Annotated in this window: 11 protein-coding genes; 7 read left to right on the top strand and 4 right to left on the bottom strand. The window is 42.4% G+C overall.

Features of this window, described 5'->3' with window-relative positions; translation table 11 throughout:
* Window positions 1-200: 200 nt before the first annotated feature.
* Genes BUC20_RS11020 through BUC20_RS11030 form a run of 3 tightly spaced genes read left to right on the top strand, consistent with a single transcriptional unit; the run spans window position 201 to window position 6,021 of the window.
* Window positions 201-3,524, top strand: coding sequence for a TonB-dependent receptor (locus BUC20_RS11020; protein WP_159441089.1), 3,324 nt, complete (start codon window positions 201-203; stop codon window positions 3,522-3,524).
* A 4-nt stretch (window positions 3,525-3,528) separates the two neighbouring features.
* On the top strand, window positions 3,529-4,926 hold the full coding sequence (locus tag BUC20_RS11025; RefSeq protein WP_143166763.1) for a RagB/SusD family nutrient uptake outer membrane protein: 1,398 nt from the start codon (window positions 3,529-3,531) through the stop codon (window positions 4,924-4,926).
* 12 nt (window positions 4,927-4,938) lie between these two features.
* Window positions 4,939-6,021 (top strand): TlpA disulfide reductase family protein, encoded by a 1,083-nt coding sequence (locus BUC20_RS11030; RefSeq protein WP_073230819.1) that lies wholly within the window; start codon window positions 4,939-4,941, stop codon window positions 6,019-6,021.
* A gap of 103 nt (window positions 6,022-6,124) precedes the next feature.
* On the opposite strand, the gene BUC20_RS11035 is transcribed toward BUC20_RS11030, so the two are convergent.
* The 4 genes from BUC20_RS11035 to BUC20_RS11050 all read right to left on the bottom strand — a co-directional run bounded on the left by BUC20_RS11035 (window position 6,125) and on the right by BUC20_RS11050 (window position 9,317).
* Complete coding sequence (locus BUC20_RS11035; protein ID WP_073230821.1) at window positions 6,125-6,991, bottom strand: ATP-grasp domain-containing protein; 867 nt, start codon at window positions 6,989-6,991, stop codon at window positions 6,125-6,127.
* A 31-nt stretch (window positions 6,992-7,022) separates the two neighbouring features.
* Complete coding sequence (locus BUC20_RS11040; protein ID WP_073230823.1) at window positions 7,023-7,283, bottom strand: Ada metal-binding domain-containing protein; 261 nt, start codon at window positions 7,281-7,283, stop codon at window positions 7,023-7,025.
* Window positions 7,284-7,369: 86 nt separating this feature from the next.
* A complete protein-coding gene (locus tag BUC20_RS11045; protein ID WP_073230825.1) occupies window positions 7,370-7,744 on the bottom strand; it encodes a DUF779 domain-containing protein in 375 nt (124 codons plus the stop codon).
* 67 nt (window positions 7,745-7,811) lie between these two features.
* Complete coding sequence (locus tag BUC20_RS11050) at window positions 7,812-9,317, bottom strand: aldehyde dehydrogenase family protein (RefSeq protein ID WP_073230827.1); 1,506 nt, start codon at window positions 9,315-9,317, stop codon at window positions 7,812-7,814.
* A gap of 138 nt (window positions 9,318-9,455) precedes the next feature.
* On the opposite strand from BUC20_RS11050, the gene BUC20_RS11055 reads away from it, so the two are divergent.
* From BUC20_RS11055 to BUC20_RS11070, 4 genes are all read left to right on the top strand, one after another.
* Complete coding sequence (locus tag BUC20_RS11055; protein ID WP_073230829.1) at window positions 9,456-10,388, top strand: AraC family transcriptional regulator; 933 nt, start codon at window positions 9,456-9,458, stop codon at window positions 10,386-10,388.
* Window positions 10,389-10,708: 320 nt separating this feature from the next.
* Window positions 10,709-11,962 carry an aminotransferase class V-fold PLP-dependent enzyme gene (locus BUC20_RS11060; RefSeq protein ID WP_073230831.1) on the top strand — a complete coding sequence of 418 codons (1,254 nt, stop codon included), beginning with the start codon at window positions 10,709-10,711 and terminating at the stop codon, window positions 11,960-11,962.
* 26 nt (window positions 11,963-11,988) lie between these two features.
* A complete protein-coding gene (locus tag BUC20_RS11065; protein WP_073230833.1) occupies window positions 11,989-12,423 on the top strand; it encodes a SufE family protein in 435 nt (144 codons plus the stop codon).
* A gap of 66 nt (window positions 12,424-12,489) precedes the next feature.
* Window positions 12,490-13,305 (top strand): class I SAM-dependent methyltransferase, encoded by an 816-nt coding sequence (locus tag BUC20_RS11070; RefSeq protein ID WP_073230835.1) that lies wholly within the window; start codon window positions 12,490-12,492, stop codon window positions 13,303-13,305.
* The last annotated feature ends 54 nt before the right edge of the window (window positions 13,306-13,359 follow it).

A 13,359-nucleotide genomic window follows, 5' to 3' on the forward strand; every position in this document is an offset into this window, starting at 1 on the left:
ATCGCGGGTAACTTGAAAAAGCACACCCCGATTGCACTCGGGATGCGCTATAATTTTGAGTTAACCCCTCCGGTAATACCGGAAAAAAAGTTTTAGAGAACTATTCATGTATTAACCCAAAACAAACCAAAAGTATGAAAATAAATGCTTTTAACCTTGGTATGCCCAAACTATGGCTACCCCCTAAACTTCTTTTAGTGATGAAGTTAGTTATCATTTTAATGACCGGTATCCTGTTACAGGTGAATGCCAGTGGATTTGCACAACGGATTACGATAAATAAAAAGGATGCCTCCCTGAAATATATCTTTAATGAAATCAGGAAACAGACTGGTTATGATGTGTTATGGCAATCCACACAAATTCAGCAGGTTAAAAATATAGATGTTTCTTTCCGGAATGAAACGCTGGAAAAAGTATTGAAAGAGTCCCTTGCGACCAGTGACTTATCTTATTCGATTAAAGATAAGACCATTGTCATTCAGACCGTAAACAAAACATTCCTTGACCGCCTGGTTGGTTATCTTAAGGCGATAGACATTCATGGGCTTGTACTGGATGAAAAAGGTCTTCCCTTGCCGGGCGCAAGTGTAAAGGTCAAAGGCACTAATAAAGTAACCAAGACAAATGGCCGTGGTGAGTTTAGCCTGGAGCAGGTAGAGGAAAACGCGGTATTATTAGTGTCCTATTTAGGTTACCAGACTAAGGAAGTTTCGATAAAAGGAGAAAATAATATCAGGATTACCCTGGCTGAAAGTCAGGAAAGGCTGGAAGCAGTAGTGGTGGTTGGTTATGGAACAACCAAAAGAAAGGATCTTGTAGGTACTGTGGCCACTATTGGCGGAGATGAAATGAGAAAACAGGTGGCCACTAATTTTACACAGGCGCTTGCAGGACGGGCTGCCGGTGTTCAGGTGAGCAGACCTAACGGAAATCCTGGTGCAGGAGCATCGATCAGAATCAGAGGCTTGTCGACTGCAAGTGGAGTGAATGACCCCTTGTTTGTGATTGATGGGATTCCGGTCCAGTTGTTTAATGGGGGTGGAACAGATGCTGCACGTTTTGTTCCCGCAAGCGGACTTATGGATCCACTGGCAGGAATAGACATGAATGATGTGGAGAATATAGAAGTGCTAAAAGATGCTACCGCAACGGCTATTTATGGTTCCAGAGCTGCAAATGGGGTGGTTATCGTCACGACCAAACGGGGAAGAGCAGGGGACCAGCCCGTTTTTAGCTTTAATTATGACGTTTCCACCGATCGTCAGTACAAATTTCTGGATGCACTGTCTGGTCCGGAATATATAAAATTCATGACAGAAACCTATGAAAAAGCAGGAGCTCCTGTTGAAGGAAAAGGTTTTCCGGGAACTGCAAGTACTGACTGGCAAAGGGCCGTGATTCAGAAGGGCCTGATCCAGAACCTGAACCTGAGCGTTATGGGGGCATCCAAAGATGGTCAAACCAATTATGGATTTTCTTCCGGCTTAACCGACCAGAAAGGAGTACTGATCAATACAGGGTTTAAGCGCTACTCGCTACGGGCAAACGTGGAATCAAGGTTCTTTAATCTTTTAAAAATAGGAACAAACCTGAATTATAGTTTCAGTAAGCAAACCGGTGGTTCACCAACGAGCTATATGAACTATGGTGTGGCAAATTACAGGCCTGATATCCCAATCCACAATCCTGATGGATCTTATGCGAATGACGGTTTTAGCGATAACCCTGTTGCCCGCAGAATGGCTACTGATATCAATGAAAGTCAAAGATTACTGGCATCATTATATGCTGAGCTGGAAATCATCCCGGGCTTAAAGGCGAGGTCATCTCTTTCCTATGATGTGAACCGGAATACAGGATTTTCTTATACGCCAAGCTGGATGCTCGCCGTAATTAATGAGAACCAAAAAGGATCAAGAACGGATAAAAATTTTCAATACACCAACAGGATATTTGACAATACCCTCAGTTTCATCAAAGCTTATGACAAACATCATGTAGATGCCGTAGCAGGAGCTTCCTGGACTTTAAACAGAAGTAATTTCAATGAAGTAAACAGCATTAATTTTCCTAATGATGAAGTCCTGAATAACCTCGGTTCTGCGGGAACAATAAACAGTTATAGTAGCGGAGGGGAAAGCAGCGGGTTGGAATCTTTTTTCCTTCGTGCAAATTACAATTACGATCGAAAGTACTACCTGACCCTAAGCGGACGGGCAGATAACTCTACCAAATTCGGGCCTGAAAATCAATGGGGATATTTTCCTTCAGTAGGTTTGGCATGGAGATTCTCGCAGGAAAACTTTATGAAAGGCTTCAGCTTTATTGATGATGCAAAGTTAAGGCTGACCAGAGGGAAAACAGGAACTTCAGCATTTGGAAGTTTTGGCTTCCTGACTTTGTTTAACACCGGTTATTTTTATAATGGGGTGAACGGGCTCAGGGCAAACCCTGATAGTGGGCAGCCTAATCCGGACATTCGTTGGGAAGGAACGACACAAACAGATGCTGCACTGGAGCTGAGTTTTTTTAAGTCGAGACTAAAAGCCACCATCAATTATTATAGAAAATATACTGAGGGCATGATTACCGGGCCTAGTATTCCTTCGTCCAATGGTTATAGCTTTCAAAACAAGAATATTGGAGATGTAAGCAATCAGGGCTGGGAGTTTACCATATCGGCTATTCCCATAAACACTGGTCAGTTTACCTGGATCTCTGATTTCAACATCAGCTTTAATAAAAACAAAGTTGAAAAGACCTATGGAACAGCATTATATGGTACGCTTCTTCTGACTGAAGGGCTTCCTTTGAATGGAATCAGAGGATACCGGACAAATGGGCTTTATCAGAATCAGGCGGAAATAGATGCATTAAATGCCAACGCGAGGCTTGCAACGGGGAACCCAGGGGCATTTTATCAGACTTCCCAGACGGCTCCCGGAGATGTCAGGTATGTGGATATCAATGGAGATGGCAGGATCGATACCAAAGACAGGGCTATTCTCGGCTATTCTCAAAATCCCAAATATTTCGGGGGCTGGAACAATACTTTCAGATATGGCCAACTGGAATTGAGTACACTGCTCCAGTTTGACGTAGGAAGTAAGGTTTCCAGGGAACAGAACAATGATATCTTCAGTGGTTACCGCTACAATGTCTCTTCGTTGGTGCTTAACGGATGGACTCCTGAAAATACAAATACCCAACAACCGAGAAATATGGTGAATGGCCCTGCACAGAATATTGATACGAACACGGACCGTTTTATTGAAGATACTTCTTTTCTAAGGTTAAAGAACGTACAGCTGAGTTATCTTTTTAACAGTGCACTGTTAAAAAAGATGCACATTCAGCAGCTGCGGTTATTCACAGGAATGACAAATTTATTTACCTGGACAAAGTATAAAGGGCTGGATCCTGAAGTGAACAGTGAAAATACATTTACGGATCATGGAAGGGATACTGCTACTTACCCAACTACTCAAAGCATAACGTTTGGTGTTAATCTTAAATTTTAAAGAAATGATGAAAACGAAAACTATATTGATCGTTTTAAGCGGCATGCTTTTCATGGGATTGCAGGCTTGTAAATTAACAGATGTAACAGACCTTAAGCCGGATAACAAGCTGGATGAAAGTACTGTTGTTGTCGATATTCCCTCCGCTGAAAAATTATTGGCAGGTGCCTACTATAGCCTGCGGGATGAACCAATGGCCAATCAGACCCCATTTTTTGTGGGGATGATGGGGCTGAATGTAACTGAAACCCGGGTGTCCAGTGCTGTTTATCTTAACAATAATGTTCCTCCCAACAATGCTAACCTGAACAGTAACCTTTATGGTGGGCCCTATCAGCTGATTCAAACGGCAAACTTCGTCATCCTGAAAACAGGTGCACTGACCGTTACAGATCCTCGCAAGGCACAGATCATTGCCGAAGCAAAGTTTCTTCGTGCATTGGGACATTTTTACATCCTGCGTCTTTTCGGTCAGTTCTGGGATATGGCCTCTCCTTACGGAATTGAGATCAAAGATGTTCCGAATTCGCCTGTAGCTGCCCGGTCAGGTGTCAAAGCATCATATGAATTTATCCTTGCAGATCTGGATGCAGCAATCAGTGATTGTCCGGAGTACAAGACCGGAGTGATGAAAGGTTATGCGACCAAGCTGGCTGCAAAAGCTTTAAAAGCAAGGGTCTTATTATATGAAAAAAAATATGCTGAAGCAGCGATCCTGGCAAAGGAGGTGATGTCTGGTCCGGCTGTATTGTCTGCAGATTTCGTCAACCTATTTACAAAGGAAAAATACAATGCTGATGAGGTATTACTGGCCTCCATTACTTTTGCCAATAACAACAACCTTTATTATGAAAATGGGAAATCCTATTACTGGATCGATGGGGGATATAAACTTACCAGCCGGTATACCGAATTATTAAGGCAGGATGCCAGAAAATCGATTATTGTGAGAACTCCTACAGATCCCGTGGATTTGCTGAAATGGCGAGGTAATGGAAAGTTCAGTACGGGTGTGGAAGGCAGTAGAAATGATACCGAATATTATTTGCGTTTGGCAGAGGTGTACCTGATTTATGCAGAGGCAGAAACCAGAAGAGCCGGCGGGAATTTAGAGGATGCCCTTAAAGTATTGAATACCCTTCATACCAAACGAGGCAACCCGGAAGTAACCGCATCCGGACAGAAAGATCTGCTTAACCTGATCAGGAAAGAGAAAGAACTGGAACTGGGAGGAGAATCAGGAGAAGATTGGTACGATATTGTTCGTTACATCAAAAATGGAGACCTGCAGGCCGCAGCTGTAAAACAAAGCCTTACAGACGAAAATAAACTCATTCTTCCCATACCACAAGTGAGTGTTGATGCTTCAAATTATTTAATTAAACAGAACCCTGGATACTAAAACCCCCTGAATATGAAAAAGAATATCATTTTATTAAGCTTAAGCAGCATTTGCCTGTTCGCAACTGCACAGGTAAAGAAAGATGGTTATACCATCAACGGAAAAATTGAAGGATTGAAAAGTCCTCATATGTACATTTACGGTTTGGGCGGAAGTGATTCTGTTGCCATTAAAAATGGCGTTTTTAACTATAAAGGTAGTGTTAAGGAACCTACCCGCATTTACCTGACTGACAGGAAAGGATTGCAGTTTGAATTGTATGTGGAGAATGCTCCGGTAAGTATTAAAGGCAATGTAAATGCACCCGAAGATATGCTGATCTCGGGAGGGAAGACGCAACAAGAGTCAAATGTTTTACGTCTGAGCAAAAAAGATCTGGGAAAAAAACAGAAGCAACTTTACAGCGAGTATGAAAAGGCGGAAAAGGCAAAAGACGCTGCTGCTATCGCAAAGATAGAAACCGAATTTTTTAAAAGCTATAAGGAATCAGATATGGTGAACAAAGCATTTATTACTCAGCATCCCAAAAGCTATGTGAGTCTGGTCAATATAAAAGATCTTGGTTCCAGTACTGATTATGCGGAGTTACAAAGTCTTTTTCAGTCGCTGGATGCAGGATTAAAAGCGACCGAAAGTGGAAAAAAGATGGAAGCGATGTTAGCTGTACTGGAGAAAGGAAGTAATGGAAAGAAGATGATTGATTTTACTCAGAATGATATGGATGGCAAGCCGGTTAGTTTTTCTTCTTTTAAAGGGAAGTACGTATTGGTGGATTTTTGGGCAAGCTGGTGCGGACCATGCAGAGGAGAGAATCCTAATGTATTGAAAGCATATGACCAGTTTAAAGATAAGGGCTTTACTGTTTTGGGCGTCTCTCTGGATGACAATGCTGATAAATGGAAGAAAGCAGTGGTTGAGGATAAAATGCCCTGGACTCAGTTGTCTGATTTGAAAGGATGGAAGAATGAAGTCTCTACTTATTATGGCATCCAGGGAATTCCTGCCAACTATCTGGTAAATCCTGATGGAGTTATTATTGCCAGAAATCTAAGAGGAGAAGCCTTACATGAGAAACTGAAAGAATTGATGAAATAGCAATTTAAATAGCATAAAAAAAGCTGTCTGATTACTCAGACAGCTTTTTTTATGCAGATTATTCATGGCTTTATACAGGCCATTTATGATTCATGCAAGCTATTTACAGGTTGACCAACAAAGCCTTATAATAATTCTCTGAAGCTTCAGGATGGGTATCTAAAAACAGATATGGCTCAATGAGTTCCAGCTCCATCAGGCTTAATTCCCCGTTTACGATCAATCCATCAACTCTGGCATATAAACAACCTTTTGCATACTGCTCAACGTAGGCTGTGGCACTCTGAATGTGTTTGCCTACACCTTCCTGTGGGTTCACACTGCCGCCATGGTAACTCTGTACCCTAAAATCACCGTCTTTTGGTGTTTTCAGCAGGCTATGGCTATAAGTTCCGTTAAAGAACAGGAAAGACCATTCTCCATCGTGAATTTCGGACATAAAAGGCTGTGCAACAAAAGCTTCTTCCTGTAGCAATTCATTGATCTGAGCTTCATGATCAGCGAGGTTTTGTACCGTTAAGATATACGTGTTTTTAGCTCCGGCACTGATGCAGGGCTTGATGATTAGTTTTTCGGTATTAAAATGCGCGGTCAGTGCATTCAGATCCAGAGAATCACCTCTTTCAAGGAAGATAGAAGGGATTACGGCTAAGCCAGAATCTGCAATTTCGCCAAGATAATGCTTGTCCATATTCCACCTCACCCGTTCGTAAGGGTTCAGGAGTTTTACGTTCAATGACTGCAGATGGTCCAGCCATTGTTTAAACTCGTTGATGTTTTCATGGTAATCCCATGGGGATTTAATGATGGCGACATCATAGTTTTTCCAATCTGCTGCCGGATCATTCCATATCACGCGTTCTATGGAAAGTCCTTTGCCGGTTAAAAAATCTAATAAGGTTTTATCCTCATCTACGGTAGCTGAGGTGTATTTTTCCTGGATCTGATAAGAAACATAAGCGATCTTCATATAAAAAATGGATTAGGTGGTAAAGATATCATTAATGGGCTGATTTCCATATTTTGTAGGCTTCCGGAAGGCAGCGGGCACAGGGTCTGTAACCGGCCTGCAGGGCCTCATTTTCATCTTTGAAGAAAACCCTGTTTTCTACTTTCATGCGTTTCCCTGAGGGGCAATTCAGCAGACCATATATTTTGTTCTTTTTATATCCTCCAAGGCTGATCTTTCCTGCCCTGATTAAGGAAGAGAGCTGTCTTTTCCGTTCATCGGGATCAGGACCAAGATTGAAGTGAAGGATCATTTATTATTGGAAATAATGCGATAAGAGTTAGCAATTTGAGGCAAGATATGGCATAAATAGCGGAGTATCAACCCGGATCTTGCGGTTTAATCCATAGGAATAACCGGTTCCAGGTCTTTGAGCTCTTCTTCAGTAAATAGTCTGGAATGAATCAGAAAACCCATATCCAGGGTAGATTCAAGAGAAAAACTGGCAGCGCGTCCGGAGATCACATCCAGGGTAAGGTGGGTATGTTTCCAATATTCAAACTGATCTCCGGCCATATAGAATTTACAACCTTCGATCTCTCCGATGCAGATATCATTGGAGCCAATGAGGAAGCCTCCTTTTTCAAAGCAATGCGGATAAGAGCCCTCACAGCAACCACCACTTTGATGGAACATCAGTTCTCCATACTCTTCCTTTAATTTTGTGATGACTTCCCTGGCTTTTTCTGTGCTGTCGATTCTTTTGATGCTCATGTTATTTGATAAATTGGATTAAAAACTCCCGGATTAACACCGTTAACCCGGGAATGAACTTCAACCATTAAAAAAATCCTAATTTGTTTTTATCATAAGAGATCAACATGTTCTTTGTACTGCGGTAATGATCTAACATCATTTTATGATTTTCCCTGCCGAAGCCGGATTTCTTGTATCCACCAAAAGGTGCATGGGCAGGGTAGGCATGGTATTGGTTTACCCAGATACGGCCGGCCTGTATGGCTCTTGGCACCTGGTACAGCTGGTGGGCATCACGGGTCCATACTCCGGCACCCAGACCGTATAACGTATCATTGGCAATTTCTATCGCTTCTTCTACAGTTTTGAAGGTGGTTACACACACTACAGGTCCGAAAATCTCTTCCTGAAAGATGCGCATTTTGTTGTGTCCCTTTAAAATTGTTGGCTCAATGTAATAGCCGGTTTCGAGATCACCTTCCAGTTTATTAGCTGATCCGCCTGTGAGCACTTCTGCACCTTCTTCCTTACCAATGGCCAGATAGGAAAGGATTTTTTGATACTGCTCATTAGAGGTCTGGGCTCCCATCATACTGGTCTTATCCAGTGGATGAGCTATTTTAATTGCTTTGGTCCGCTCAATAACACGGGCAATAAATTTATCGTAAATGCTTTCCTGAATCAGCAAGCGGGAAGGACAGGTACAAATCTCTCCCTGGTTTAAAGCAAACATGACTGCCCCTTCTACGGCTTTGTCAAAGAAGGCATCATCCTCCGCTGCTACAGATTCAAAGAAAATGTTTGGGGATTTGCCACCCAGCTCCATTGTCGAAGGAATGATGTTTTCTGCGGCATATTGCATGATCAAACGTCCGGAAGTGGTACTCCCCGTAAACGCGACTTTGGAAATTCTGGAAGAGGTGGCCAATGGTTTTCCCACTTCTATTCCGTATCCGTTTACGATGTTCAGTACACCCGGAGGCAGGATATCGCCAATCAGCTCCATTAGAATGATAATTGAAACCGGGGTTTGCTCTGCAGGCTTAACTACCGTACAGCAACCTGCAGCGAGGGCAGGTGCAATTTTCCAGGTGGCCATGAGTAAAGGGAAATTCCATGGGATAATCTGTGCAACCACACCGATAGGTTCATGTAAAGCAATGCTGACCGTATGTTCATCATGCTCTGAAATGGAGCCTTCATCTCCTCTGATGACCCCTGCAAAATACCTGAAATGATCCACCACCAATGGTAAGTCTGCTGCCAGGGTTTCGCGGATGGCCTTGCCGTTATCTATACTTTCTACTGTTGCCAGGTATTCTAAATTATCTTCTATTTTTTGTGCCACCTGCAGCAGGATATTACTTCTGTAGGTAGGGGAACTTTTACTCCAGGTTTTGAAGGCATCATGAGCTGCATCAAGGGCCAGTTCCACATCTTCTTTGCTGGACCTGGCTGCTTTTGTAAATACTTTTCCATCAATTGGAGAAATGTTTTCAAAATAGATTCCCTTCACAGGAGCTACAAATTTGCCACCAATAAAATTGTCGTATTGTGGTTTAAATGACGGTCTTTTTACTTGATTTTCCATGAATATATCGTCTTTTTAATGATTTATGAAGTATATTTATTTCTGTAGGTTCATCCCTGCTTATACAAACCTAGGGCATAGACACATCGCCAGGTAGTATAATTGTTTCATTGTATAGCACTACCAAATCATAATGACATGCAGCACAGACCAGATCCATTAAGCCTCAGCAGAACAGAAAGTTTATTAACCCTTGTGGAGAACAGGACTGCTTATACCCTGGAAAGCTGTGAGTTGAATGTTTTTGAAACGTATAGGGAATCGTATAATGTACCCCTGAGTTTTAACGATTTTGTGATCACCAGTATGCTGAGAGGAAAAAAGGTAATGCATTTACAGGAAAGGGCAGAGTTTGATTATTATCCGGGTCAGACGGTGATTATCCCACCTTCATTATCAATGAATATTGATTTTCCGGAGGCGACCAATGAGAATCCTACACAATGCATTGCATTGGCTATAGATCAGGAACAGATCAAAAAAACGATCAGTTACCTGAATGAGTTTTTTCCGAAAGATGATCCTGGCAGTAAGTGGATGTTGAATTATGAGGACTACCATTTTCAAAACAATGAGGAAATCGCCGCCCTGATCAATAAAGTCGTGAGAATTTGTTCTGAAAGAACCGGCTCAAAGGATATTCTTGCTGACCTCACACTGAAAGAGCTGCTGGTTCGTATCATGCAAAACCAGAACCTGAAATCCCTGTCGCGAGAAACAGGCAATGTCAACCGGAATCCATTAACTTATGTCGTCAATTACATCAGGGCAAACCTGAATGAAAAGATCAATATCAATAGCCTGACAGATAAAGCCTGCATGAGCAAGGCCAGTTTTTACAGGTTGTTTAAACGGGAACTTGGAATTAGCCCCAACGACTTTATCCTCTCAGAGAAGATCAGCCGGGCAAAGCAGCTGCTGAGCAATCCAAGAGCAAAAGTAAGTGCAATCAGCTATGAACTTGGTTTTAGCGATGCAAATTATTTTATCCGTGCATTCAAAAAAGTAGTTGGTGTTACTCCCGGAAATTACCAGCTTCAGCTCATTGCCATGCACAGTCTGAAAAATTAACTTCTGTTTTTTTTGTTCAGAGTTGCAAAGCCTGTTTTTCAGGGGTAAAATATTCCTGAAAGCGCTGGCGCAATTCGACCTTTTTAACTATAATTTGGACGGAAACCATCAATGAACAGATTGAATGGCACACTTTTAGGAATGAATATTTAACTTTAGATAAAAATATTTCATAAAAGTTCCTCTTTTTTTTAAGGAGTGATTTTTTGAAGAAAATTGCTAAGTGCTTTAATTTCTGATGTGTATTGGTTTTAGTGATTCCTTTTTTATGAATAAGCACTTCTGTTTATAATTAATGAATTAACTAAAATTATCGCCTCATGAATCCCAATGAAATTGTTTGTAATTCCATTTACAAGGATCTTTCCAAGATCCGCTCAGAATTCCCTGTTCTTCATCAAAAAGTAAACGGGGGACCATTAATTTATCTCGATAATGCCGCAACGACCCAGAAGCCATTAAGTGTCATTCATGCTGTAGATGAGTATTATCAGTGTTATAATAGTAACATTCACAGAGGAGTTCATCACCTGAGCCAGAAGGCAACTTTGGCTTATGAAGGATCCCGTGTGAAAATCGCCCGGTTTATCAATGCAAGGTATTCCCATGAAATCATCTTTAATAAGGGCACCACCGATGGCATTAACATGATGGCCTACTGTTTTAACAAAAAGTTTCTGAAAAAGGGCGATGTGGTCCTGATCTCGGCCATGGAACACCATGCAAACATTGTCCCCTGGCAAATCTTCGGACAAGAGAATGGGGTGGAGCTTCGGGTAGTACCGATTGATGCCTCAGGAGAACTGAATATGGATGCCTTCAGGTCAATGCTGAATGAAAAGGTAAAGCTGGTTTCCGTTACTTATGTTTCCAATACCCTGGGTACGGTCAATCCCGTAAAAGAAATTATAAAGATGGCTCACCGGCAAAACATACCTGTGTTGCTGGATGCAGCACAGGCGATTGCTCATATGGCTATAGATGTACAGGAGCTGGATGTTGATTTTATGGTATTCTCCGGCCATAAGATGTATGGACCCACCGGAATTGGGGTACTCTATGCCAAAGAAACCTGGCTCGAAGCAATGCCACCTCACCAGGGGGGAGGCGATATGATCAAAGAGGTTACTTTTGAACGGAGTACTTATAACCGCCTTCCTTATAAGTTTGAGGCTGGTACTCCTGCTATTTCTTCTGCCATAGGTTTAGGCGTGGCGGTTGACTATCTGGAGGCAATTGGAATGCCTGAAATTGCGGCTTATGAGCATGAGCTGACCGCCCATCTGATCGGATCATTAACAGAAATTGAGGAGCTCAGACTGATAGGGAACGCAAAGAACCATGCCGGAGCAGCATCTTTTGTCATTTCCGGTCATCACAATTCGGATATCGGAGAATTGTTAAATCAACAGGGGATTGCCGTCCGGACGGGGCACCATTGTACACAACCGCTGATGAAAATCTTCAACATCAAGGGAACCGTCCGCGCTTCCCTGGCGCTTTACAACACCCATACAGAAATAGAGGATTTTATCTCGGGGTTGAAAAATGCCATCAGCATCTTGAAATCATAAACTATTGTTCACATAAAAAATCAATTATGACTATTAATCAACGACAGGATGAGCTGATCGTGAGGTTCAGCAAGATGGAGAGTTGGCTCGAAAAATATAAATGTATCATTCAGATGGGGAAGGAGCTCCCGGCAATGGATGCTGCCTACCGCAGGGATTCAAATCTGATCTGGAGCTGCCAGGCGATGGTATGGGTACATAGTGAAGAGAAAGAGGGTCGTCTTTTTATAACCGCAGATAGTGATGCTTTTATTACCAAAGGATTGATCGCATTGGTTCTTTATGTATTGTCGGGGCATCTCATCACGGAAATCGCAGATTCATCGCTTTATTTTATCGATAAAATTAACCTCAAAGAGCACCTTACCCCTAATAAATCCAATGGAATACTGGCGATGATCAATGGAATACAAACCCTGGCATCGGAAGGAAAATTAGTGGCAGCGAACTGTGCCATATAGTGCTTATTGAATGAAACTTATAGTGCTTGTTAAACGAAACATTCTTAAAAACCAAAACCCTATTGTATGAACACTGCAACAAAAACAACCTCATTTTCGGGGAATATCCCGATTAATTATGAAGAACATCTGGGCCCCCTGCTTTTCGAATCTTATGCTATCGATATGGCTCAGCGGGTCGAGAAATTAAAGCCTTCCAGCGTACTGGAGATCGCCTGCGGAACCGGAAGAGTAACCAACCATCTCCTGAAGGTACTGCCCCAGGGCGCTACCCTGGTGGCTACAGACCTCAACCCGGCAATGCTGAGCCTGGCAAAAGAAATGGTCAGGGAAACAGCCGGAGTTAAATGGGCGGTAGCGGATTCAATGGCACTGCCTTTTGAAGACGGGTCTTTCGACTGTATCGTTGCACAATTTGGGGTGATGTTTTACAGCGATAAGGTGAAAGCCAATCAGGAAGCTTTCCGTGTGTTGAAAAAAGGAGGAACGCTGATCTTCAATAGCTGGAACATGATGTCTGCAAATATCGCTGTTCAAATGGTGAAGGAATTATTGGATGAATATTTCCCTCAAAACCCACCAAACTTTTATGACATCCCATTTTCTTATTTCGATCCGGGATTAATTAAAATGGACCTCAGCAAAGGAGGTTTCGGTCATGTTGATACCGCTTTGTTAAAAGTAAACGGATATAGTCCCAATGCCTTTAGTGCAGCAAAAGGATTGCTGGAAGGCACACCTGTATCTGTAGGGATTACGGAACGGAGTGCCGGAATTTTACCGGAATTAATAGAAGTTCTGGCAGGGCGCCTGGCGGAACGTTTCGGAGCAAAAGACCTGACGGTACCATTGGAAGCCATCGTAACGACTGCCATAAAATAACCTTATTCCAGAGGGGTAACCATGCCGGATACTGAGCTCCGGCATGGTTAATTT

Origin of the sequence: Pedobacter caeni (assembly GCF_900129215.1) — a bacterium.
GTDB lineage: Bacteria > Bacteroidota > Bacteroidia > Sphingobacteriales > Sphingobacteriaceae > Pedobacter > Pedobacter caeni.

What these genes read in the sequence shown, in the direction of transcription:
- BUC20_RS11030 (WP_073230819.1), top strand. Translation starts at nt 4,939, where the DNA reads ATGAAAAAGAATATCATTTTATTAAGCTTAAGCAGCATTTGCCTGTTC.
- BUC20_RS11045 (WP_073230825.1), bottom strand. Translation starts at nt 7,744, where the DNA reads ATGAGCATCAAAAGAATCGACAGCACAGAAAAAGCCAGGGAAGTCATC.
- BUC20_RS11070 (WP_073230835.1), top strand. Translation starts at nt 12,490, where the DNA reads ATGAACACTGCAACAAAAACAACCTCATTTTCGGGGAATATCCCGATT.
- BUC20_RS11050 (WP_073230827.1), bottom strand. Translation starts at nt 9,317, where the DNA reads ATGGAAAATCAAGTAAAAAGACCGTCATTTAAACCACAATACGACAAT.
- BUC20_RS11025 (WP_143166763.1), top strand. Translation starts at nt 3,529, where the DNA reads ATGATGAAAACGAAAACTATATTGATCGTTTTAAGCGGCATGCTTTTC.
- BUC20_RS11035 (WP_073230821.1), bottom strand. Translation starts at nt 6,991, where the DNA reads ATGAAGATCGCTTATGTTTCTTATCAGATCCAGGAAAAATACACCTCA.
- BUC20_RS11065 (WP_073230833.1), top strand. Translation starts at nt 11,989, where the DNA reads ATGACTATTAATCAACGACAGGATGAGCTGATCGTGAGGTTCAGCAAG.
- BUC20_RS11055 (WP_073230829.1), top strand. Translation starts at nt 9,456, where the DNA reads ATGCAGCACAGACCAGATCCATTAAGCCTCAGCAGAACAGAAAGTTTA.
- BUC20_RS11040 (WP_073230823.1), bottom strand. Translation starts at nt 7,283, where the DNA reads ATGATCCTTCACTTCAATCTTGGTCCTGATCCCGATGAACGGAAAAGA.
- BUC20_RS11060 (WP_073230831.1), top strand. Translation starts at nt 10,709, where the DNA reads ATGAATCCCAATGAAATTGTTTGTAATTCCATTTACAAGGATCTTTCC.
- BUC20_RS11020 (WP_159441089.1), top strand. Translation starts at nt 201, where the DNA reads ATGAAGTTAGTTATCATTTTAATGACCGGTATCCTGTTACAGGTGAAT.